We start from the raw sequence: 22,431 nt of genomic DNA, 5'->3' as shown, positions 1-22,431 counted from the left end.
CAGAACAGCTATCTGCGGTTTGCCGCCATGATTGCGACATCCACAGTCGTGATGTTCGCTTTGATGTATCTCAATACGTATGCGTGGGACCATGTCCACTGGAGCGAGACAAGGGTCTACATGACCCTCATCATGGGGGCTGCGATGGCAGTCGTGATGATGGGTTTCATGTGGAAAATGTATGCAGACAAAAAGCTCAACTACGTCGTCCTCGGTGGCGCAGCTGTCGTTTTCGCACTGGCACTGTGGTTGGTACGCAGTCAAAGCACGGTCGGGGATCGCAGCTACATGATGGCGATGATCCCTCACCACTCCATTGCCATTCTGACCAGCGAGCGCGCGGGAATCGAGGATGTCCGTGTCCGCAAACTTGCGGACGGGATCATCGCTGCGCAGCGGCGCGAGATCAGCGAGATGGAGTGGCTGATCGAGGATATCGAGGCGAACGGACCGGCAATCAGCGAAGCCGAGGCCCGCACGCGTCCTGTCCCCGAATTCGGACCTCAGCCACAGGCGTCCGTGACTGGCGGCCCGGAAAGCAAAGCAGACTAGAATGCCTGACCGCCGGAACGGCGGACTGCAGCCCGGCCGACAGAACATGGGTCAAAGAACCGGTTGCATACATGTCCAGAGCCAGACTTCACAATCTGGTGATACCCCCGCATCGTATTTATTTCTTTAGGGTTCCGGGTTAGACAGACAAGATGTTTGTCGTTTGGCGCCTTCTGACCCTGATGGCCATCGCCTTTGTGGCGGCTCAGCCTGTTATGGCGTGCTGCATCACCGGCCATGCGGCTCCAGCCGTCGAAATGGCGGGAATGGACGACCTGCCGTGCCACAATGATGACGCAGACGGCACCATTCGCGCGGATAACGATCATCGATCCATGCCAGACGCAGATGAATGTCCGGGATGTCCGGACTGCAACCTGCCGGTCATGCAGGGACAGGTTTCCGGTGACACGTCTGTACTGCCGCAGCCGGCGCCGGAAGTGGCGATCGCCGTCGTTGCTGTACAATACCCGGGGCATGTGCCTCCTCCCCTCATCCTGACCACCGGTCCGCCAGCGGGCCAGCCCCTGGCTCCCGTTACGCCTCTCACTCTCAAGCAGCGCCTGTTGATCTGATACCGCCGCGCCGCGCTTCCTGCGCGGCAGCGAAAACCGGTTTCATATCAACAAGGTCCTTTTCCCATGCTCCCCCATTCGACTTTCCGCGTGTTTTGCGCGGCGCTGGCTGTATCGCTGCTCGGTGCTGCGGCGTCCGCCCAGAGCTTCGACGCGCTCGAAACACGTCTCGCGGATCATCCGTCACTTGTTGCCCTCACATACCAGGCCGATGCGAACCGCGAACGCAGCGTCGCCGCAACTGCCCTGCCCGACCCGGTCGTCTCGCTCGGGGTCAACAATTTTCCTGTCTTTGACCCATCCTTTTCCAGCTATCTGCCCACCAATAAAGCCCTGGGGATCAGCCAGTCCTTTCCCAGTCGCGCCGGACGGCAGGCCCGGTCAGAAGAAGCGCTCGCAATGGCAGAGCAGATGGACCGGGTCCGCGCAGCGCAGCGCGCGACGCTGCGCGCAGAGTTGATTGCCCTGCTGCATGACAAGACACGCATCGCCCGGCAGCGAGACCTCGCCCGGTTGCGCGGCGACAAGTATGACGAACTGACGAAGGTCATCGAAGCGGAGATTGATGCCGGCCGTCCGGCAGTGTTCCGCCTCGCCGAAGTCGATATCGAGCGCGCCGATGTTGCACGCGTGCTCGTCGATCTCCAGCGCGACGAGGTCGGCATTGATGCCCGGCTGATTGACCTTGTCGGGATCGTGCCCGAAACGGAGGCGCCGGCGATTGCTCCCATTGACTGGTCTGGCAAGGCGCCTGATTTTCATGCTGTCCGCGTTGCAGAGTCGGCGATAGAGATCGCCAATTCCTCCGTAGACGGTGCGGAAGCTGCCTGGAAACCCAATTGGGGCGCCCAGCTGACCTACCAGCAGCGCGAGTCCGGGGCGATGTTCGCGGGCGATGACTGGGTATCAGGCATGGTCACGTTCACCGTTCCACTCTGGTCGGGGCGAAGCCAGGCCCCCCGCCTGCGCGCCGCCAAGGCGGACCAGGCGAGCGCCGAAATGCGCTATCAGGCATCGGCCCGCAGCGCTGCGGCCCGATATGCTGCAGAAGCGGCAAGCTGGACGGCAGCGAAGGAGACAATCACTGTACTGTCCGGCAACATTTCGGCCGTCGAAGACGCCATTGCGAGCCAGTTGAGTCTCTACGAATCCGGCGCGGGGAGCTACGCGCCCATCGTCGATGGCGAGATTTCGATCCTGAAGCTTCGCGCGGACATCGCTGCCGAGGAGGCGCGCATGGCCGCCGCAGCGGCACGCATGAATGCGCTTCTGGTGCAACCATGAACCGCCCCCTCCTCTTTGTGATCCCTATGGCGGCCGTACTGCTTTCGGCATGCGGCAACCCGAAGGTCCCGGCCACCGCAGGGACCGTCCCGACCGGACAGACCGCCGCCGGGCAGGAAGCCGCTCAATACACCTGTCCGATGCACCCCCACTATATTTCGACCGACCCGGATGGCACCTGCCCGATCTGCGGCATGGACCTTGTCCCGGTCGCAGGCTCAGGCAGCGCGCCCGCTGAAGGCGCAGCCGGAGAAATCCTTTACTACAAGCATCCGATGGGCCAGCCCGACACATCGCCCGTTCCCAAGAAGGACTCGATGGGCATGGACTACATTCCCGTCTACGCGGCGCCGGACGCCGGAGCCGGCGTCGTCGTTGCGTCCGAAATGGTCCAGACGATGGGGATTCGAACGGCCGCCGCCGAGGTCGCAGCCTTCGGCAGATCCCTGCGCGCATTTGGCGTCGTCGAAACCAATGAGCGCCTGGAAACCGTCTCGGTCGCCCGCCTTGAAGGCTGGATCGAGGATCTGACGGTTCGTGCCGAAGGCGACACTGTTCGCCCCGGTTCGCGCCTCTACCGGGTCTATAGCCCGGACCTGATCGCCGCGCAGAAGGACATGCTGGCATCTTTGACCGTTGGCAATGCAACCCGCATCGCGGCAGTGCGCCAGCGACTGCGCTCGCTCGGTATGCAGGATACGGTGATCGAACGCCTGGTCGAAACCCGCGCGATCATCGAACGCGTGCCGGTCTATGCCGAGACCGGCGGCACCGTCGCAGAGCTCCAGGTCAGAGAGGGCGACTATGTAAAACCGGGCACCCCGATCCTGCGCCTACAATCCTATTCCGGAGTCTGGGTCATCGCATCCGTTCCGGAGACCGACCTGGCTCTGATCAGAAGCGGGCTTGCAGTCAGGCTCGACTATCCGAGTGCGCCGGAAGCGCCGGGGCAAGGTGTCATCGACTATATCTATCCGACCATCGAGCCCAAGACCCGTACAGCGCAGGTGCGGATCGAAGTCGACAATCGCTCGGGATATCTTCGCCCGGGCGCCTATGCCGACATCACGATCGACATCGCCGACGAAGCCCGGCTGTCCGTGCCCAGCGAAGCCGTGCTGCGCGACAGCAACGGCGCACACGTGATTGTGGCACTGGGCGGCGGCCGGTTCGCTGGCCGCAAGGTCACGACCGGGGTCAGCGCGGGTGGACGAACCGAGATCGTCACCGGTCTTGTTGCCGGTGACCAGGTCGTCGCCAGCGGCCAGTTCCTTCTGGACAGTGAAGCCAATCTTCGCGAAGGGCTCGCCAAGCTGACGGCGCCGGCGATGATGACGGCCGGTCCAGATACGCCGCTGTCGGACTTGCCGATCGATGCGACGACTCTCGCAAAAATCGATCACTTCACCGACATGGCCCTCTATTTCCATGAAGCCCTCATCGACGGCTACCGGATCGATCCGCGTTTCGTTGACCCGGCGCTGGGCCTCGGCGAAGCGCTCCGCACCCGCTTTGCCGACACGAAGCTTGTGCCGATCCTTGAAGAGGCGGAAGCCGCCCTGCGCGCAGCGAAGGCGGCGGAAGACGCCGGTGCGCTCGCGGCCGAACTCGCCCGGCTGATGCGCGCGCTCGAACCCTGGCTACTCGGCGGCGCGCCGGTGCACTACCGCGAGGCCGGCCTGAACTTGTTCAGGGATATCAAGACAGGCCGTCTCTGGCTGCAGGAAGGCAGTGGGCCGCTAAACCCCTATGGCGACGGCGAGACGGAACGTGTGGCCTGGCCCGCCCCCATGAACGGCGTGCAGCCATGAGCACGCAGGACGACCTCTCCGGCCGCGACCCGTCCCGCTCCTGGGTCGCAGGCCTCATTTCCTGGTCGGTCAGGAACCAGCTGATCGTGCTCGTCCTTGCCGGTGCCCTCGCAGTAGCCGGCTGGCTCGCCGTGGAGCGCACACCGCTGGATGCCGTACCCGACTTGACGGACACCCAGGTCATCATCCGGACCGACTTTCCGGGACAGAGCCCGCAGATTGTCGAAGACCTCGTCACTTATCCGCTGTCGGCCAACCTTCTTGGACTGCCCCGGACGAAAGACGTGCGCGCCAGTTCGATGTTCGGCACGAGCTTTGTCTATGTCATATTTGAGGATGACGTCGATCTCTACTGGGCGCGCTCCCGGGTTCTGGAGGCGCTGTCTCGTCTGGGCTCGGCCCTTCCTGAAGGCGTCGTGCCGCGGATCGGACCGGACGCGACCGGCGTCGGCTGGGTCTACCAGTATGCACTGGTCGACAAGTCGGGAAATACCGACCTTGCGCAGCTTCGCTCCCTTCAGGACTGGTTCCTGAAACTCGAACTTGCGGGCGTCGAAGGTGTCGCGGAGGTCGCTTCGGTCGGTGGATTCGTGCGCGAATACCAGATCCTGGTCGATCCCAATGCCCTGCGCAGTTACGATATCCCGATCGCGCGGATCGGCGACGCCGTGCGTGCAGCCTCGAGTGAAGTCGGCGGACGTGTTCTGGAACAGGCCGAAACCGAATTCGTGATCCGTTCGTCCGGCTATGTCGACGAGCTTGCAGACCTTGAAGACGTGGTCATCTACGCTGAAGGCGGAACCCCGGTCCTCCTGCGCAATGTTGCCCGCATCGTGGAGGGGCCTGCGCTCCGCCGGGGCGTCGTTGAACTGAACGGAGAGGGCGAGACGGTCGCAGGCATTGTCGTCATGCGCGACGGCGAGAATGCGCTTCAGGTGATCGACCGGGTCAAAGCCAAGCTCGCCGAACTACAGCGCGGGCTGCCGGAAGGGGTCGAGATCGTCACGGTTTATGACCGCGCGCCGTTGATCGAAGGTGCGGTCGATTATCTGAAGGAAAAACTGTTCGAAGAGGGTCTCGTGGTCGCGCTCGTGATCCTGATCTTTCTTCTTCATGTCCGCTCGTCACTGGTTGCGGTCATCACCCTGCCGCTCGGGGTTCTGGGGGCATTCCTCATCATGTCGCTCCAGGGCGTAACCGCGAACATCATGAGCCTTGGCGGCATCGCCATTGCGATCGGCGCGATGGTCGATGCCTCCATCGTGCTCGTGGAAAATGCCAGTCGTCGGTTGTCGGAGCTCGGAGACAGGATTGATGCGAAAACCCGCCGCGCCGCCCTCGTCGAAGCGGCGCAGGAAGTCGGTCCCGGCATCTTCTTCTCCCTGCTGATCATTACGGTCTCCTTCCTGCCCGTCTTTGCCCTCACCGGCGAAAGTTACCGCCTGTTCAGCCCGCTGGCATTCACCAAGACCTATGCCATGGCCTTTGCGGCGCTTCTGTCGGTGACCCTCGTGCCTGTGCTCATGCTGTACCTGATGCGGGGCCGGTTTCGGCGCGAGGAAGCCAATCCGATCAACGCTTTTTTCATCTGGGCGTACAAGCCGGTCCTCAACCTTGCGCTGCGCTTCAAATGGATCACCGTCGCGATCGCCCTCGCGCTCACCGCCAGCGTCTTGATCCCCGTTCAGCGGATCGGATCGGAATTCATGCCGGCCCTGTATGAGGGCGAATTGCTCTATATGCCGACGACCCTGCCAGGCGTGTCGTCGACAAAAATGCGCGAGATCCTCGGTCAGACCAATCGGGTGATCATGACGGTTCCGGAAGTTGAGCGTGTGTTCGGCAAGGCCGGACGCGCCGACACGGCTACCGACCCTGCCCCCCTGACGATGATCGAGACCTGGATACGCCTGAAGCCAAAGAAAGACTGGCGCCCGGGCATCACGATCGACGACATCACGGCTGATCTTGACCAACGCCTTAAAATGCCCGGACTGGTCAATTCCTGGGGCTATCCGATCAAGATCCGCATGGACATGGTCTCCACCGGCGTGCGCACCCCCATCGGGGTCAAGGTCACCGGCGACAGCCTCTCGGAAATCGAGCGCATTGCGCGCGAGGTGGAAGCGGTTGTCGCGGATATCCCGGGTACGCGCTCGGCTTTTGCTGACCGGGTGCTCGGCGGAAAGTACCTCGAGATTACACCGGACCGCGCCGAACTGGCCCGGCGGAACATCGACATGGGCACATTCCAGTCCGTCGTTCAGAGTGCGCTGGGCGGCATGCGTCTTTCGCAATCGGTCCAGGGACGCGAACGCTACGACATCATCCTGCGCTATGACCGGCCGTTTCGCGAGGCTCCGCAGGATCTGGAAGCCATTCTCGTTCCGACGCCAACCGGCGCACATATCCCGCTCGGCGAACTCGCTACAATTCTGTATGCTGAGGGTCCGCCGATGATCCGCTCTGAAAATGCACGCCTCACGGGGTGGGTGTTCGTCGATATTGCAGGCCGCGACATGGGTGGCTACGTCGGTGAAGCCCGCCGGGCTGTCGCCGACGCCGTCGACCTGCCGCCCGGATACGCCGTCGCCTTCTCGGGACAGTACGAGCAGCTGGAAGAGGCCAATGCCCGACTGGCAATTGCCATCCCGGCTGCCGTCGCCCTGATCTTTCTCCTCCTGATGCTGCATTTCGGGCGGCTGGATCGGACGTTGATCATTATGGCCAGTCTGCCTTTTGCCCTGATTGGCGGGTTCTGGGCTGTCTGGCTTGCCGGCTACAACCTGTCGGTTGCCGTCGCCGTCGGCTTCATTGCGCTGGGCGGCATCGCCGCAGAAACGGCAATCGTCATGCTGCTCTACATTGACGCCGAAGTGCGCAAGGCGCGCCCGCAGACAAACGCCGAACTGTTCGCAGCCATCGGCCGGGGCGCGGCCATGCGTGTCCGCCCGAAACTGATGACCGTCTTTACACTGCTGGTCGGGCTGACGCCGATCTTCCTGACTGACGGTCTCGGATCGGACGTGATGCGCCGCATCGCGCTTCCCATGCTCGGCGGCATGGCATCGACCCTGGTCCTGACCCTCATTGTCATCCCGGCGATTTATTATATCCGGGTCGGAGCCCAGCTTCCAAAACCAGTCCCACAGCCCGCTCCCGAACAAGCAATCAATCCCGCAACAAACGAAGGATAAACGCCATGAAAGTTTTCAACTATCTTGCAGCCAGCCTGCTGGCCCTCGGCCTGGCAGCCTGCGGCAAAGCTCAGGAAACACCTGCCCCGGCGGCGCCCGCGACAAAGGCAGCAGCCGACATGCCAACTGAAGGCAGCCGCCCCGCCGCCGCGGCAGTCGGAGAAGCTGCGGGAAATGGTTCAGGTCAGGCCACGGGCACAATCAGGTCTGTTGGACAGAATGGCGACTTCCTGACCATCGAGCACGGTCCGTTTGACGGCATCGACATGGGCGCCATGACCATGGGATTTGGCATTCTGGATGATGTCGATCTGTCGGGATTCGCCGAAGGAGACGCGGTGTCTTTTATGGTCAAGCAAGGTCGTGACGGGTCCTTCCGCATCACGTCCATCTGCAACACGGCAACAGACGGTACCGATTGTCTCACGAAACCCGGCAAATAGTCGCCAACCACGTCCGATTATCCGCTTTAAATCCGGCGACTGCTGCAAGGAAGTTGGACATCGCTCGGCCGGCTCTGCTGAGATGGTCGAACCTGTGGGTCGATGGCATACTGCGGTTCAGGCCTAAGCAGAGATCAAGTCAACATATAGTTGCCATCGATTTCCTGTGGAATTCGGAACCGAACCATTTGCGAAATCCGCCTGTTGGCAGAATTCATGGCATGGCCCGATGCCAACAGGCCATTTTTTTATAATAAAACAGGACGTTAACCGCAGTCGCGATTCCGCCCCCGGGCACCATTTTATCTAATAAGAATCTGATTTTATTACATAAAGTAGCGCGCCCTTAACAGCACCCTCGTTACCGCCCATTATTGGTATAGCGACTGTTTGCTATGAATTGGGCAGCACGGATTCTAAGTAGCATTTGCTGCCTCTATCGAGATTGGCGCTGCGCTGCCCGCTATCAAACCGAATCATCTTTTCTAGAATTCCATGGTGTTGGCGTGAATAAGGGTCAGCAGCTCAATCACTGAAGAAGTGACAACGGCACCAAAGTTCAGCAAGCATAAGCTACTCATTTGATTGCCAGACACGCGCCGCCGCGCCTATGATTTTCACTACACTAATATTGAGGGTTACCGATGCCGACACATCAAGTTGATCTGACCTCGCTCCCTGAAGACCAAGACGCAGTGCGGGGTTATGAGAGCATTTTGGCGACTTGGCAGAAATTGCGTGATGGTTTGGATGATTCAAAATCACTGTCTGGTGTCGATTTGGAAGAAACTGTATCAAGTTCTCGGCCTGTAATGACTCCCCGCGAACTAGCTTTTCTCAACGAATTGTTGACCGCGACTTCGAGCTTGGCGGTGGAGATACGTCACGCCAAGGTGACCGGAGGATTTTACAAAATTCTGATGGATCGGCATGGCTTCAAGGTGAGCAAAGATGGCGGCGGTCTTGGTTGATCCAATCGACCGTGAGCATCACTAATTGCTGCGGTAGTCTTCGCCGTTGCCGCTAATGGTTCTGGCAGACCCGCCAGATTTAAAGCGCCACCAAGATCATCGGGCTTTAGTTCAGGCTGCGCCTGATCACCAGCTGCTGGTTGACTAAGTAGGTATCTATTCCGTCCACGGATTTTCTAGCTGGCTGACAGGGCGCCATAGCGCCCACGCCCTTCCTGACTTTCGGCCATGCCGCGCCGCACCCGTAATTCTACTTATACTGCCCTTGGGGTTTTTGATGCTCACTGGGCTGACAGGTGGCGCGTAATCCTTGTCCGGATTTGTTTTCTGATACGAGCCGGATTTGGGCGTGGGCCGCCTGCAGGATAGCTATTCGAAACGATACGGGTTTCCAGGGAGGACGGATATCATGCAGCTCAAGGACATTGCCATCTGCGTTGCGAGCGCTCAGGAGGATGCGGGCGCGCTGGAGCTTGCGCAGGCGCTGGCCGCCAAGACGGGCGCGCATGTCGCCTGCTCCGCCATCGGCATCATGCCGGCCCCGATCCTCTATAATGAATTCGGCATGGGCGCGGCCTATGTGGAGCAACTCAATCAGGACAAAGAGCTGATCGACCGGTTCTGGGCCGACCTTCAGAAGATCCTCGATAAGAAAGATCTGCGCTGCGAACTGCGCCGCCACAGGACCTATGGGACCAATCTGGAGTCTCTGGTGGCGACCATTGCGCGCCATGCTGACCTCACCGTCATCCGGGCCCCGGCGAAGGACATTCTTCAGCCGCATGCCCAGATGATCGAGGCGGCGCTGCTGGGGTCCGGCCGGCCGGTGATGGTGGCGCCGGTGGGCTGGAAATCCGGCCCGGTTGGCAAACAGATTGTGGTTGGCTGGGATGCAAGCCGGGAGGCCGCCCGCGCGGTGCACGATGCCCTGCTGGTGGCCGATGAGGGCGCCGACATCACCGTGGTGACCGTGGACGCCAAGGCCGGAAGCCTGGACCATGGGGACGCGCCGGGCCTCGACATTGCCGCGCATCTTGCCCGGCACGGCCATAAGGTAACGCTGCGCAATGAGGGCAGTCTCGGACGCTCTGCACATGAGGTCATCCTGCAGGTGGCCATGGACAAGAATGCCGACATGATCGTTCTGGGCGGATACCGCCATGCGCGGCTGCAGCAGGCCCTGTTCGGCGGCATGACCCGCAGCATGCTTCGGGACGTGAAGCTTCCGCTGCTTCTGTCGCACTGAGCGCAAGCCGGGCCGGGGGAAACCTGCCCGGCTTGACAGCCGCGCGCAGACAGCCGATGGCGCGGGGCATGCTCCCCGGCGCCTCTGCTGACCCGGCTTCAAACGGCGAAGCCCTGCCTGCTTCCTCTTCGCCCCAGCGAAGTGAGGGGGACAGCGCCGTGATGCGCAATTCCTTCCTGAAGGATCTCTACAGCAACCATTTCGGCGAACTGGTCGGCCGGCTGCGCAAGCTCTATGGCGCCGGCCCGCCGGACCCGGAGGATATGGCGCAGGCGGCGTTTGAACAGATCGCCCGGCTGGACGACGTTTCCCGAATCCATTCCCCGCGCGCTTTCCTGTTCCGCACCGCCATCAACCTGACACTCAATGCCCGCAGCCGGGAAAAACGCGCCCGCGCCCATGCGGAATTGGAAAAAACTCAATTTCCTGACGCGGAGCTGGAAGAAAATTCTCCCGAAATTGTCTTAATGGGAAAACAGGCAATCATAGCGCTGGCCGATGTCCTGAAGGCGCTGCCGCCCAAGCAAAGGGAAATCATCCTGCGCAGCCGGTTTCATGGTGAAACCTATGCCGAGATCCGCGCCGCCACCGGCTGGAGTGAAGCTGACATTTCCCGCCAGCTGACCCGCGCCCTTGAAACCATTCAGCAGGCACTTCGCCCCTAGACTTCCGGTATCCCATGACCTCTGCCTCGCCCTCTCCGGATCAGACTGCGCCGCCCTCCCCTAGGGTGGAGGCAGAAGCGCGCGCCTGGATGGCATATCTGCTGTCGGGGGCGCACACGCCGGATGAGGACGAAAAACTGGCGCTGTGGCTCGCCGCTTCGCCGGGCCATCGCCGCGCGCTGGAAACGCTGCAGTCCGGCTGGATGGCGATTGCCGAGATTGAGGGTGTTGAAGACATTCTTTCCGCCCCGGCCAGGATGGCCCGCCCGCGCGCCGGGCGGCCGGCAGCGCCCTTGCGCCAACGCCGGGGCCTGGTTGCCGGCCTGTTGACGGCGGCCGCCTGCGGTGTCGCCCTGATCTTTGCTGCGCCGCTGCTGCAGCCGGGACCTTCGGAAGAGATTTACCTGGCCACCACGCTGGGCGAGATCCGCGCCTTCGATCTTTCTGACGGTAGCCGGCTGACGCTGGACGCGGGCTCGGAGGTCACGGGGCGGTTCACCCGGGATCAGCGGTCGCTTACCCTGGTCGACGGCAACGCCTATTTCGATATTGCGCGCCAGCCGGACCGGCCGCTGGATGTGCGCGCCGGCGAGGTGCGCGTGGAGGTTCTGGGCACGCAGTTCGACATCCGCCGCCGCCAGTCAGAAACCATTGTCAGTGTCGAAGACGGGCATGTGGCCGTTACCGGGGCGCCGGGCCTGCCAGCCGTTTCCCTGACCAGCGGATTTCAGGTGACCTACCGTAAAGGCAAGGGATTTGAGGCAAGCGCGCCCTTTGATACGGCCCGGCTGGCGGCATGGCGCCGGGGTCAGCTCTATTATGTGGATACGCGTCTCAGCGACATCATCGACGATGTAAACCGCTACAGCCCGCGGCCGATCACGCTGGCGGATCAAGCCCTTGGCGATATGCGGCTGACCATGAGCTTCTCGGCCAACCAGATCGAGACCATGCTGGCGGGGCTCGACGAAGCCTATCCGCTCGATATCGACTATACGTCATCGGAAATTCACATTTATTCCGTACCCGAATAACACTGAAGATGACGGTTCCGTGAAAGCGGTGAACCTTTTGTGAAGTTTGGCTCCGGCCTGAAATTCCCGCCTCCCTCATCTGTCTTCCCGGCGTCCACACCTTTCGTGCGGACGGCGCCTGCGCCCGAATGGCCAGGGCCTCTCAAGTCTTTTTTCCGGGGAACCCGATGACCAACACGTTTTCTCTTCGCGCGGCCCTTCTGCTGGTCTCCTCCAGCCTGGCGCTCGGCTGCGCCCTGCCGGCTGCAGCTCAGGCGGCAGACGAGACAGCCCAGCCAACCGAAGCCTATGTCCAGGACGCGGTAATCGTGACCGGCACGCGCGGCGCGCCGCGCACGGCCTTCGACAGCCTTGCGCCGGTGGATGTGATTTCTGGCGATGCGATCAATCTCACCGTCTCGGATGAGGTGATGGATACCCTCGCCCAGCTCGTGCCGTCCTTCAATGTGAAGCGCCTTCCGATGGCCGATGGCCAGGTGTTTGTGCGCCCCGCCTCGCTGCGCGCGCTTTCGGCAGACCACACGCTGGTGCTGGTGAATGGCAAGCGTTTCCACCGCTCCGCCCTGCTCGGCTCCAACGGCGCGCAGGCAGCTGACCTTGCGCAGATCCCCTCCTATGCGATCAAGCGCATCGAAGTGCTGCGCGACGGCGCATCGGCGCAGTATGGCTCTGACGCCATCGCCGGCGTGATCAACATCATCCTGGAAGACAAGCCGGGCACCCGCGTTTTTGCTCAGGCCGGCCAGTATTATGAAGGTGACGGCGAGCAGTATCGCCTCGGCGGCCAGCAGGGTTTTGCCTTTGACCGGGGCTATTTCAACCTCTCGGGCGAATATACCGATGCGCAGCCCACTTCCCGCAGCCGTCAACGTCCGGATGCGGAGCAACTGCAGGCGCAGTTTCCCAATCTGAAAGTTCCCAACCCGGTGCAGAACTGGGGCCAGGCAGAGCGCCAGGCCTTCCGCTTTGCCATGAACGGCGCCTATCAGTTTGACGCGAGCGAACTCTATGTTTTCGGCACCCATGGCTGGGGTTCGGGCGTCTCGGATTTCAACTGGCGCAACCCGCTGAACACGAACACTTATGGCAACAGCGCCCTGGACCCGGCATATGATCTCAGCGAGATTTACCCGGCTGGCTTTACCCCGAAATTTGGTCAGGATGATGAGGATTTCTCGCTGACCGGCGGATATCGCAGCACCAATGCGGAAGGCTTCTCCTACGACTTCAGCGCCAGCTATGGCCTGAACGACATTCAATACTTCATGTATGAGTCGATCAACGCCTCGCTCGGATCGGCAAGCCCCACCAGCTTCGACATCGGCAATCTGCGCCAGACCGAGTTCAACCTGAACGCCGATTTCGTCTATCCGGTGGCCCTCGGCTTCCTGGCAGACGATCTCAACATCGCCTTCGGCGCTGAGCGGCGCCTGGAGAAGTATGAAATCTCGGCTGGCGAGTATGCGTCCTATGCTGTCGGGCCGCTGGCAGCAGAAGGTTTCCCTTCGGGCTCCAACGGCTTCCCGGGGTTCAGCCCGGCCCAGGCAGGCAACTGGGATCAGGAAAGCTATGCGGCCTATGTGGACCTTGAAGCCCCGATCACCAGCCGCTGGACGGTTGGCGCTGCGGTGCGTTACGAAGATTTCTCGGTCTTCGGCGACAATGTTGACGGCAAGCTCTCGACGCGTTTTGAACTGGCCGACGGCCTTGCCCTGCGCGCCACCGCTTCCACCGGCTTCCGCGCCCCGACGCCTGCCCAGCTGTTCAGTGAGCGGATTACGCAGGGTCTCGACACCACCACGCTCAACGTGTTCACAAACGGCCGCTACAGCCCGCAGGGCCCGGTTGCCGACATCATCAGCGCACGCCCCGGCGTTACCATCAACCCGCTGGAGCCTGAAGAATCCCAGAACGTTTCAGTTGGTCTTGCCTGGAATTCGGGCTTTGGTCTCACGGCGACGCTGGATGCCTACCAGATCGACGTGGACAACCGCCTTGGCACCTCTGCCACCTACCGTCTGACCGCTGACGAGCGCGCGCAGCTGGTGGCCCTTGGCGTGCCCAGCGGGGAAAGCATCACGTCGGCGTTCTTCTATCAGAACGACTTTGACACCCGCACCCAGGGCGTGGACCTTGTTCTTTCCTGGGGCCATGAAGTGGGACCGGGCAACCTCAACCTGACCGGCGCCTATAACTACAACAAGACCGAAGTGCGCGCCGGCAGCCTTGCCACCAATCCGGACACGGCTTCCCGCTTTGAAAAAGGTATTCCCGGAAGCACCGGCAACGTCCAGGCCACCTATACGCTTGGTGATTGGGAAGTGTTTGGCCGCCTGCGGTATTACGGCAAGTGGCGCGACTTCTCGGACAATGCCAACGGTGTTTCCTATCAGGATTTCGGCTCGATGGTGCTCATGGATATCGGCGCTACCTGGAAAGTGACGGATGCCGTCAGTGTCCGGATCGGCGCGGAAAACCTGTTCGACTCCTATCCGGACGAAGCCACCTATCAGGCAAATCGCGGGCTCATCTACTCCCGCAATGCGCCCTATGATACCGATGGCGGGCAATACTACATCCGTACCGACATCCGCTTCTGAGGTAATCTGACACCATGACGATCACACGACGCATGGTCCTGAAGGGGGCAGCCGCTGGCGCGGCTGCCCTTGGGGCCGTTTCGGGAACCGGCGCGGCCCTTCCGCTGGAATCTTCACCGGTTCGTCCCGATGACGAAGCCTATTGGGCCAAGGTGGCCGCGCAGTATGAAGTGACCAATGAGGTCATCAATTTCGAGAATGGATATTGGGGCTTGATGGCAAGGCCGGTGCTGGAGGCCTTCAAACGCCACACAGAATATGTGAACCGGCAGAACTCCTGGTATGCGCGCCGCCAGTTCTACAAGGACGTGGAACCCATTCGCGCCCGCCTGGCCGCCTTTCTTGGCGCCGGCGAAGACGAGATTGTCTTTACCCGCGGCGCTACGGAAGCCCTGCAGGCAATCCTGCGCGGCTATAACCGGCTGCAGCCCGGCGACGCCGTGATGTATGCCGACATTGATTACGACTCCATCCAGACAGCGATGGAATCCCTTGCGCTGCGCAATCAGTGCCGCGTCGTGCGTCTGGAGGCGCCGGAACCCGCAGGGTTTGACGAAATCCTGGCGTTCTACGAAGCTGCGCTCGACGCCAATCGGGATGTGAAGCTTCTCCTGCTCACGCATATCAGCCACCGCAACGGGCTGAAGGTGCCGGTCCGGGAAATTACGGCGCTGGCACGGGCGCGCGGGGTGGACTGCGTTGTGGATGCCGCCCATTCCTGGGGGCAGACCACTTTCACAGTTGACGATCTTGGCGCCGATTTCGCCGGGTTCAACCTGCACAAATGGATGGGCGCGCCCCTCGGCGCCGGGCTGATGTACATCCGGCGCAGCCGGCTTGAGGCAATATCGCCCGACATTTCCGAACTGCCCGAGGGCATCGGCGGCATCCAGCACCGCGTTCACACCGGTACGACCAACTTCGCGACCTTCCTCACGCTTGGCGACGCGCTGGATTTCCATCTTGAGATCGGGCCGGAGAACAAGGCGGCCCGCCTGGCTCATTTGCGGAACCTTTGGGTGCGCGAAGCGCGCGGCATTGCCGGCGTCAATGTCCTGACGGCTGACGATGCGCGCCTGCATGCGGGGATCACCTCCTTGCGGCTGACAGGGCACGACACCACAAAGGCCAACCAGGCAATCGTCGAGCATCTGGCCGAACGGCATGGCATCTTTACAACCCATCGCACCGGTCTGGCCCGCGGGGCCTGCGTGCGCATCACTCCGGCTCTCTATAACTCTGCGGATGATTGCAGCCGTCTTGCTGCTGCGCTGGTGGAAACCGCCGAGGCTTTCAGGGCCTGAGTTCAGCCTGCGCAGGTGTTGCCGCCCGGCGTCACTTTCGAGGCAAAAGCAGCCATGGCCTGCCATTGTCATCCTGCTGTCATGCCTGGCCGCTTGAAAGCGGCGTGAAGCGCGCGGCGCTGGCCGCTGGAGCCTGAGAGAGGAAAATGCACCGCAGCCTGGCGGCTTTCGCATTCAGTTGCTTGGCTGCCGGCCCTGCTCTGGCGGCGCCGGGCGGCATAAATGTTGATGCCCAGCCGCTGGCGGACGCGCTCAATCAACTGGCAGCCGAAACCGGGCTGGTGATCATCGCCAATGCGCCCGACCTCAGCGCCCGGCAGGCGCCCCGCATCACCGGCGCCAGCAATGTGGAAGAAGCCCTTGCCATCCTGCTGGAAGGCTCAGGGCTGCGCTACCAGTCCCGCACCAAGGGCGTTTGGGTCATAGAGACGGATGCCCGGCCCGCAACCCGCCCTGCCCCGCTGAAGATCAAACCGGTTGCGCCGCCCAGATTTCCACAGTCCGAGGACAGCCTGCGTGTCTTCGACCCGATCGTCGTCACCGGTTCGCGCAACCTCCCGCTCTTCAGTGAAAGCATGGCGCCAATCGAGGTTCTCCCCGCGCAGGAGATCATGGCGCCGGCCTCAGACGATGTGATCGACATCCTCGCGCAACTCGTGCCCTCATTCACCGCCCAGCGCCTGCCGCTCAGCGATGGCAATGTCTATGTGCGCCCCTCGCGGCTGCGCAATCTTGCGCCGGACCACACCCTCGTCCTCATCAATGGAAAACGGCGTCACAAATCCGCTCTGCTGGGGCCCGAGGGCGCGCAGGCACCTGATCTCGCCCAGATCCCGGCCAGCGCGATCCAGCGTATCGAAATCCTCAAGGATGGCGCCTCCGCCCAGTATGGCGCAGATGCCATTGCAGGGATCATCAATATCATCACCCGCGATGAGAACGGCATTGATGTCTTCACCCAGCATAGTCAGTATCAGGATGGGGATGGCGAGCAGTTTCGCCTGGGAGTTGCCTGGGGCGCAGAAATGCAAGGCGCGCGGCTGCGCGTTACCAGTGAGTACAGCCATGCCGCGCCAACCTCTCGCGCCCGCCAGAGAGAAGACGCCCTTGCCTGGCAGCAGGAACATCCGGAAGCAATCCTGAGAAATCCGGTTCAGCGTTGGGGCCAGCCGGAGCGGGAGGACATCCGCAGCCTGATGAATTTCACCTATAGCCTGGACGATAGCGGGGAGGTCTACGCGCAGGGGAATTACAATCAGGGGGCCGGCCTGTCCGACTTCAACTGGCGCCACCCGGAAACGGCGAGCCTTTACGGCCCTACGGAGGCCTTTGAGGGCTTCACCCTGACGGACGTGTATCCCAACGGCTTTACGCCGCAATTCGGGCAGGACTACCGCGACGGGTCTCTCCTTGCAGGATACCGGAAGATCGGCGACCGTCTGGATTTTGATATCAGCGCCGGCTTCGGGCGCAACCGCATCGACTATTTCCTCTTTGACACAATCAACGCGTCTATGGGACCGGAAAGCCCAACAGCCTTCAATACCGGAGGCCTTCAGCAGACTGAATATACGGTGAATGCCGATCTGCGCCAGAGCCTTGCCTGGCAATTGCCCTTGTCCCTTGCTTATGGCGCAGAATATCGCCGCGAGATTTACACGATCCGGGCCGGTGATCCGGCGTCTTACGCCATCGGCAGCGGCGCGGCGGATGGGCTTACTTCCGGTTCCAATGGATTTCCCGGCTATACCCCGCTTCAGGCGGGCGATTTCGATCAGGAAAGCCATGCAATCTACGCCGATTTGGAGTCAGACCTTACCCAGCGCCTGAAGCTCGGAATGGCCGCCCGCTATGAAGACTATTCCGGCTTCGGCGAGGCGATCACCGGCAAGATCTCCGCCCGCTATGCGCTGGGGAATGGCGCGGCCCTGCGCGCCACGGTGTCTACCGGCTTCCGCCCGCCGACACCTGGCCAGATATTCGGTGAGCGCACCTCGCAGGGCGTCAGCGCGCTTACGCTCGACGTGTTTACGCAGGGCCGCTTCTCACCCACCGGACCGGTCGCCGCCATTCTCAATACGCGGCCGGATGTCTCTATCACAGCTTTGCGGCCGGAAGTTTCGGAGAACCTGTCAGCCGGTTTTGTCTTCTCGCCGGCGGACAAACTGTTCCTGTCTGTGGATGCCTATCAGATTGAAATCGACGACCGGTTCACTCTGTCTGACAATTACGCGCTTACTTCCGACGAACGTGCCCGGCTGACAGCCCTCGGCGTTCCGGGCGGGGAAAGCATTACCGAAGTGGCGTTCTTTCAGAATGACTTCCGTACCCGGACGCAGGGGCTGGATCTGATGGCGCAGTTCAGCCGGCCCCTCTCAAACGGTGAGATTGCCGTCAAAGCCTCCTATACCTACAATACGATCAAGGTTCTGAATGGGTCGCTCCAGGCCAATCCCGTGCGCCTGCGCCGGTTTGAGGAATTCCTGCCGACCCATTCGGCCCAGGCAACCGCCAGCTTCGATCATGGGGCCTGGCGGCTCGAAGGGCGCGTACGGCTGAGCGGCGCCTGGTCAGATTATGCTGATGACGAAAATCTCAGCCTGCAGAGGTTCGGGGCGAAGGCCTTTGCCGATATCGCGATCAGCTACGCCCTCACCGATCAGTGGCGCCTGCGCGTCGGCGCGGAAAACCTCTTCAACACCTATCCGGATGAAGCCGGCCTGCAGAAATCAAAAGGGCTGATTTACTCCCGCAATGCGCCTTATGATACCGATGGGGGGCTGCTCTATGTGCGCCTTTCCTGGTCGGGCGGGAAGCCACCCTGATCCGGAGTAATTCACTTAGCCGAGGTTTCAATCTCCCGAATTCCGTTCATCAGCGCCGCTCTGGATATTTCGCCGATGTGGATTTTCTGGATCATTCCATCTGCATCGACAAAAAGAGTTGCCGGCAGAGCCCTTGATCCGACGGCCGCAGACAGCGCCTGATCCGGGTCAAGCAGGATCATGCCCGACACGATGCCTTCCCTCTCGAGAAAGTTTCGAATTACGGCTGCGTCCTCTCCCTGATTTATCAACAGGACGGGCGTTGCCGAGGCTTCTGCGACTTCGACAAGCATCGGCATTTCCCGCCGGCACGGGCCGCACCAGCTGGCCCAGAGGTTCACGACAAAGGGCCTTCCCCCAAGACTTTCAAGCTGCAGCGGTGTTCGCTCAAGCGTCTCGATCTGTACGTCCCGTGGAAACGGGGCTCTTTCGCGCGTTTCAAGAGTGAGGCTGGCAGCCTGATAAACCGCAAACAGAAGACCCGCGCTTGCGGCCAGAATAACAGAGGCGCGTTGGCCTCTCCCTGCGATCAACACCACACCGGCCGCCGCCAGAACCCCTGCCCATGGCGTGAAGCCGCCCTGCCAGACCGCCAGGACTGCCCAGGGCTCGGCCAAATAGGCTGAATGGTTCTGGGCGACGAAAGCTAGGTGGGCGGCCACAACACCGATCAGCACAGCGCTCCACGCCAGCTGGCCGAGATCCTTGCCGAAGCGCCGCCCAATGAACCCAGCGCCAGTCAGAAAGAGCCAAACAAGCAGGATGCCAATCAGGCGGTCCGCTGCCAGAACCAGGGGGCCAATTTCAATCATATTGTTCGTGCCAACATCATTCCAGCAAGCCCCTCGCCCGAGCCGCGACCGTCAAACCGGACGGCAGATGAGGCGAACGAGGCGGCGAACGATGGGCATTACGACGAGGACAACCGGAAAGGCAAGCAGCCAGCTGATCAGCCAGGCACTCAGCCAGGCGCTGACAAGACCTGGCGTGATACCTTCGCTTTTTATCGTGGAGACGAGGGAGACGAACGCGCACATGAAAATGGAGAGAAGCAGCGATGTCATGAACGGCGCGTAGCCTGGCGGCAGGCGGAAGCGGGCGCCAGAATAAGCGGCGGGCACCTTGTTCGTCATTTCAGCGATCCTGCAGTCTTGATGACGCGCTGCACCAGCAATGGCAAAACCTGAAGCGCGACGGGATCAACCAGCGCATTGCCGTCGAAGGCGCGGTCCGCAAAGGGTACGGCTGCCTGCTCCGGAACGACAAGCATCTGGACCGTGCCGAGGATCTGGCGCAGATGCATCAGTCCGCGAAGACCGCCATATGGGCCAGGAGACGCTGACAGGATGCCCGCAACCTTGCCCCGGAACGCGCTTAGCGCGAGAGGACCTTCCCCATCGGTGGGCCGCGAGACCCAGTCTATGGCATTCTTGAGCAGTGAGCTGATGGATCCATTGTATTCCGGCGATGCCATCAGAATGGCGTCATGCTGGACAAAGAGGGTTTTCAGGCGGCGGGCACTTTCGGGAAACGCTGTTATTTCCAGCCTGTGCGAATATGTGGGCAAATCGAACTCTTCGAGCCGGATGGAAGTGACCTCAGCGCCCTGCGCGCCGGCAAGCGCGGCGGCGGCATCAGCCAGACGTTGGTTGAAAGACCCGTCGCGCCCGCTGCCGGCTAAAACAAGTATCCTTACGGCCGACATTCTTCACTCCCGCGCATTGCCTCGAAGAAGAAGCATGGGCATATATTACTTAGCTAGCTACTTATTTCGATCCATTCAAGCCTTGTTTGCGCCGCCATCGGAGGAGCCAGATGAAGATTGTCGAAGTCCGGGAAATGCCGGTGCGCCTTTCGGGCAATATCGCCAATGCTGTGGTGGATTTTTCGCGGCATACGGTGTCACTGGTGGCACTTGTAAGCGATGTCATGCGCAATGGCCGGCCGGTAACAGGATTTGCGTTCAATTCCATTGGCCGCTTTGCGCAATCCGGCATTATCCGCGAGCGGCTCATTCCGCGTGTTATGTCCGCTTCGCCCGATACCTATCTCGGGGCCGATGGCAGCCTGTCTCCCGCAGCGCTTTACAAGGTTCTCATGAAGGACGAAAAGCCTGGCGGTCATGGCGACCGGGCCTCTGCCATAGCGACAATAGAACTCGCCGCATGGGATCTTCTGGCCAAGCTTGATGATCAGCCTGCGGCCAATACCATCTCCAAGGCGTTCGGGCGAATACCCGATAACAGGGTCAGCGTATATGCGGCGGGTGGTTATTACTATCCTGAGGGCGGGGCAGACAGGCTGCGCGAGGAAATGAAAGCCTATCAGGAAATGGGGTTTACCCAGTTCAAGATGAAGGTGGGCGGCGTTCCGTTAAAGGAGGATATTGCCCGGCTGGAGACCGCGGTAAACCAGGCAGGCTCCGGAAGCTGCATCAGCGTGGACGCCAACGGGCGGTTTGGACTGGAAGACGCCATCTCTCTGGGAGAGCGGCTGAAGCCTTATCATCTGCGCTGGTATGAGGAGGCGGGCGATCCGCTGGATTATGATCTGAACCGGCAGGTGATTGCAGCCTATCAGGGACCGGTGGCGACGGGCGAAAACCTCTTTTCCGTTCCGGACGTGCGCAACCTTCTGCGCCATGGCGGCATGCGGCCCGGCATCGATATTTTCCAGATGGATGCCGGCCTCAGCTACGGGCTGACGGAGTATGCCGGGATGATCGCGCTGATGGAGGCTTCGGGTTTCAGCCGGACGATGGCTTACCCCCATGGCGGGCATCTCTTGAACCTGCACATTGTGGCGGGGCTGAACCTTGGCGGCTGCGAAGCTTATCCTGCGGTATTTCAGCCTTTCGGAGGTTATCTGCCGGGTCTTCCCATCACGGAGGGAATGATCGCCGTACCTGAGCAGCCTGGCTTTGGACTGGAGGCCAAGCCGGAACTGCGGCCCTATATCGATCAGCTTTCAGGCTGAGCACTCGTCAGGTGCTCGCCCGGCGACCCTCCAGGGATTTCACCAGGGCCGTGAGCACGCCGTTCACCGGCGCTGTCCGGCCCATCCTGGCGGCCGCACGGGGAACGGCGCCGTTGATATAATCAACTTCAGTCGGGCGCCCCGCCTCCAGATCCTGCAACAGGGAGGGCTTTGCGCCAGCCACGCGCGCGGCAAAGGCCCGGATGTGCGCCTCCGGGTCACTGACCCTGAGCGCCACGCCGGCCGCGCGCGCAGTCTCCCAGGCTTCGATGCCGGCGGCCATGCAGACCTCGCCGAGGGCCGGATCGGCCAGGGCGGCCCCAACCGTGAGGCCTGAGATCGCGCAAGGCGCACTGAAAGAAACATTACAGATCAGCTTTTCCCACTGCATACTGACGATATCGTCAGTGGCTTCGGCATTGAATCCTGCGCTGCGCCAGAGCTCCGCAATAGCCGAAATCCGGTCGGCGGAAAGGGCTCCGTAAGCCCCGATCTGAATGGCCCCCATCCCGGCATGGCGAGCGTGACCGGGAGACACAACGGATGCCCCAAAACCCGCCGCAATTCCCACCGCCACACGCTCTGCCCCGAAGAATTCCGTAACCATATCTGCAGCGCCCAGACCATTCTGCATGGTGAGGATAACGGTTTCTCGTCCGACCATGGGAGCCAGCCCCTTGAGGGCGCTGGCCACCTGGGTAGCCTTTACCGCAAGAATAACGAGATCGTACGCTTCGTTGGGTGGCACCTGAAACGCACGCACCGTAACCGTCCGGTCCCCGCTGGCGCCTTCGAGGCGAAGGCCTTTGGCGGCAATGGCCTCAATGTGCTCCCCAGGACGGCTTACGACAACGGGATCATGGCCGGTGGCGGCAAAGAGACCAGCGAAGACGGAGCCCATGGCCCCTCCTCCGACGATCGCAATGCTCTGAGTCTTTGCGCTCATGC

At 61.4% G+C, this 22,431-nt stretch carries 18 protein-coding genes; 14 read left to right on the top strand and 4 right to left on the bottom strand.

The window, feature by feature from the left end; translation table 11 throughout:
- The 13 genes from C0456_RS03805 to C0456_RS03745 all read left to right on the top strand — a co-directional run.
- The coding region (locus C0456_RS03805; RefSeq protein ID WP_291048482.1) for a DUF305 domain-containing protein at nt 1-552 on the top strand (552 nt) is incomplete at its 5' end.
- Nucleotides 553-704: 152 nt separating this feature from the next.
- Nucleotides 705-1,127, top strand: coding sequence for a hypothetical protein (locus C0456_RS03800; RefSeq protein ID WP_291048480.1), 423 nt, complete (start codon nt 705-707; stop codon nt 1,125-1,127).
- A 66-nt stretch (nt 1,128-1,193) separates the two neighbouring features.
- Complete coding sequence (locus C0456_RS03795; protein WP_291048477.1) at nt 1,194-2,411, top strand: TolC family protein; 1,218 nt, start codon at nt 1,194-1,196, stop codon at nt 2,409-2,411.
- Nucleotides 2,408-4,222 carry an efflux RND transporter periplasmic adaptor subunit gene (locus tag C0456_RS03790; protein ID WP_291048475.1) on the top strand — a complete coding sequence of 605 codons (1,815 nt, stop codon included), beginning with the start codon at nt 2,408-2,410 and terminating at the stop codon, nt 4,220-4,222. Before C0456_RS03795 ends, C0456_RS03790 begins: the two co-directional genes overlap by 4 nt.
- Nucleotides 4,219-7,419 carry a CusA/CzcA family heavy metal efflux RND transporter gene (locus tag C0456_RS03785; protein WP_291048473.1) on the top strand — a complete coding sequence of 1,067 codons (3,201 nt, stop codon included), beginning with the start codon at nt 4,219-4,221 and terminating at the stop codon, nt 7,417-7,419. Before C0456_RS03790 ends, C0456_RS03785 begins: the two co-directional genes overlap by 4 nt.
- A 5-nt stretch (nt 7,420-7,424) precedes the next feature.
- Nucleotides 7,425-7,862, top strand: coding sequence for a copper-binding protein (locus C0456_RS03780; RefSeq protein ID WP_291048471.1), 438 nt, complete (start codon nt 7,425-7,427; stop codon nt 7,860-7,862).
- 644 nt (nt 7,863-8,506) lie between these two features.
- A complete protein-coding gene (locus C0456_RS03775) occupies nt 8,507-8,833 on the top strand; it encodes a hypothetical protein (RefSeq protein WP_291048468.1) in 327 nt (108 codons plus the stop codon).
- A gap of 409 nt (nt 8,834-9,242) precedes the next feature.
- A complete protein-coding gene (locus C0456_RS03770; protein ID WP_291048465.1) occupies nt 9,243-10,079 on the top strand; it encodes a universal stress protein in 837 nt (278 codons plus the stop codon).
- 32 nt (nt 10,080-10,111) lie between these two features.
- Nucleotides 10,112-10,744: an RNA polymerase sigma factor gene (locus tag C0456_RS03765; protein WP_291048462.1), complete on the top strand. Its 633-nt coding sequence runs from the start codon at nt 10,112-10,114 to the stop codon at nt 10,742-10,744.
- Nucleotides 10,745-10,758: 14 nt separating this feature from the next.
- Complete coding sequence (locus tag C0456_RS03760; protein WP_291048460.1) at nt 10,759-11,778, top strand: FecR domain-containing protein; 1,020 nt, start codon at nt 10,759-10,761, stop codon at nt 11,776-11,778.
- A gap of 167 nt (nt 11,779-11,945) precedes the next feature.
- Nucleotides 11,946-14,378, top strand: coding sequence for a TonB-dependent receptor (locus C0456_RS03755; RefSeq protein ID WP_291048457.1), 2,433 nt, complete (start codon nt 11,946-11,948; stop codon nt 14,376-14,378).
- Nucleotides 14,379-14,392: 14 nt separating this feature from the next.
- Nucleotides 14,393-15,682: an aminotransferase class V-fold PLP-dependent enzyme gene (locus C0456_RS03750; protein ID WP_291048454.1), complete on the top strand. Its 1,290-nt coding sequence runs from the start codon at nt 14,393-14,395 to the stop codon at nt 15,680-15,682.
- A 182-nt stretch (nt 15,683-15,864) separates the two neighbouring features.
- Complete coding sequence (locus C0456_RS03745) at nt 15,865-18,507, top strand: TonB-dependent receptor (RefSeq protein WP_291048452.1); 2,643 nt, start codon at nt 15,865-15,867, stop codon at nt 18,505-18,507.
- A gap of 11 nt (nt 18,508-18,518) precedes the next feature.
- Here the strand turns inward: C0456_RS03745 and C0456_RS03740 are convergent, their stop codons facing one another.
- The 3 genes from C0456_RS03740 to C0456_RS03730 are packed head-to-tail and all read right to left on the bottom strand — an operon-like array spanning nt 18,519 to nt 20,212.
- Nucleotides 18,519-19,319, bottom strand: a complete 801-nt coding sequence (locus C0456_RS03740; protein WP_291048449.1) for a TlpA disulfide reductase family protein — start codon at nt 19,317-19,319, stop codon at nt 18,519-18,521.
- A gap of 51 nt (nt 19,320-19,370) precedes the next feature.
- Complete coding sequence (locus C0456_RS03735; RefSeq protein ID WP_291048447.1) at nt 19,371-19,640, bottom strand: DUF2798 domain-containing protein; 270 nt, start codon at nt 19,638-19,640, stop codon at nt 19,371-19,373.
- Complete coding sequence (locus C0456_RS03730) at nt 19,637-20,212, bottom strand: NADPH-dependent FMN reductase (RefSeq protein ID WP_291048444.1); 576 nt, start codon at nt 20,210-20,212, stop codon at nt 19,637-19,639. The genes C0456_RS03735 and C0456_RS03730 overlap by 4 nt, the downstream gene beginning before the upstream one ends.
- A 110-nt stretch (nt 20,213-20,322) precedes the next feature.
- Between C0456_RS03730 and C0456_RS03725 the strand changes: the two genes are divergently transcribed.
- Nucleotides 20,323-21,483 carry an enolase C-terminal domain-like protein gene (locus C0456_RS03725; protein ID WP_291048441.1) on the top strand — a complete coding sequence of 387 codons (1,161 nt, stop codon included), beginning with the start codon at nt 20,323-20,325 and terminating at the stop codon, nt 21,481-21,483.
- Between the two features lie 7 nt (nt 21,484-21,490).
- Here C0456_RS03725 and C0456_RS03720 read toward each other — a convergent pair whose 3' ends face one another.
- Nucleotides 21,491-22,429 carry a 2-dehydropantoate 2-reductase gene (locus C0456_RS03720; RefSeq protein ID WP_291048439.1) on the bottom strand — a complete coding sequence of 313 codons (939 nt, stop codon included), beginning with the start codon at nt 22,427-22,429 and terminating at the stop codon, nt 21,491-21,493.
- Nucleotides 22,430-22,431 lie beyond the last annotated feature (2 nt).

The organism is Hyphomonas sp., assembly GCF_013823385.1.
Lineage (GTDB): Bacteria > Pseudomonadota > Alphaproteobacteria > Caulobacterales > Hyphomonadaceae > Hyphomonas.
This window is presented reverse-complemented; position numbering and strand designations above follow the sequence as displayed.

Excerpts from the sequence above, each read along its gene's own strand:
- C0456_RS03760 (WP_291048460.1), top strand. The coding sequence starts at position 10,759 with ATGACCTCTGCCTCGCCCTCTCCGGATCAGACTGCGCCGCCCTCCCCT.
- C0456_RS03790 (WP_291048475.1), top strand. The coding sequence starts at position 2,408 with ATGAACCGCCCCCTCCTCTTTGTGATCCCTATGGCGGCCGTACTGCTT.
- C0456_RS03775 (WP_291048468.1), top strand. The coding sequence starts at position 8,507 with ATGCCGACACATCAAGTTGATCTGACCTCGCTCCCTGAAGACCAAGAC.
- C0456_RS03770 (WP_291048465.1), top strand. The coding sequence starts at position 9,243 with ATGCAGCTCAAGGACATTGCCATCTGCGTTGCGAGCGCTCAGGAGGAT.
- C0456_RS03795 (WP_291048477.1), top strand. The coding sequence starts at position 1,194 with ATGCTCCCCCATTCGACTTTCCGCGTGTTTTGCGCGGCGCTGGCTGTA.
- C0456_RS03720 (WP_291048439.1), bottom strand. The coding sequence starts at position 22,429 with ATGAGCGCAAAGACTCAGAGCATTGCGATCGTCGGAGGAGGGGCCATG.
- C0456_RS03725 (WP_291048441.1), top strand. The coding sequence starts at position 20,323 with ATGAAGATTGTCGAAGTCCGGGAAATGCCGGTGCGCCTTTCGGGCAAT.
- C0456_RS03785 (WP_291048473.1), top strand. The coding sequence starts at position 4,219 with ATGAGCACGCAGGACGACCTCTCCGGCCGCGACCCGTCCCGCTCCTGG.
- C0456_RS03740 (WP_291048449.1), bottom strand. The coding sequence starts at position 19,319 with ATGATTGAAATTGGCCCCCTGGTTCTGGCAGCGGACCGCCTGATTGGC.
- C0456_RS03755 (WP_291048457.1), top strand. The coding sequence starts at position 11,946 with ATGACCAACACGTTTTCTCTTCGCGCGGCCCTTCTGCTGGTCTCCTCC.
- C0456_RS03800 (WP_291048480.1), top strand. The coding sequence starts at position 705 with ATGTTTGTCGTTTGGCGCCTTCTGACCCTGATGGCCATCGCCTTTGTG.
- C0456_RS03780 (WP_291048471.1), top strand. The coding sequence starts at position 7,425 with ATGAAAGTTTTCAACTATCTTGCAGCCAGCCTGCTGGCCCTCGGCCTG.
- C0456_RS03735 (WP_291048447.1), bottom strand. The coding sequence starts at position 19,640 with ATGACGAACAAGGTGCCCGCCGCTTATTCTGGCGCCCGCTTCCGCCTG.
- C0456_RS03730 (WP_291048444.1), bottom strand. The coding sequence starts at position 20,212 with ATGTCGGCCGTAAGGATACTTGTTTTAGCCGGCAGCGGGCGCGACGGG.
- C0456_RS03750 (WP_291048454.1), top strand. The coding sequence starts at position 14,393 with ATGACGATCACACGACGCATGGTCCTGAAGGGGGCAGCCGCTGGCGCG.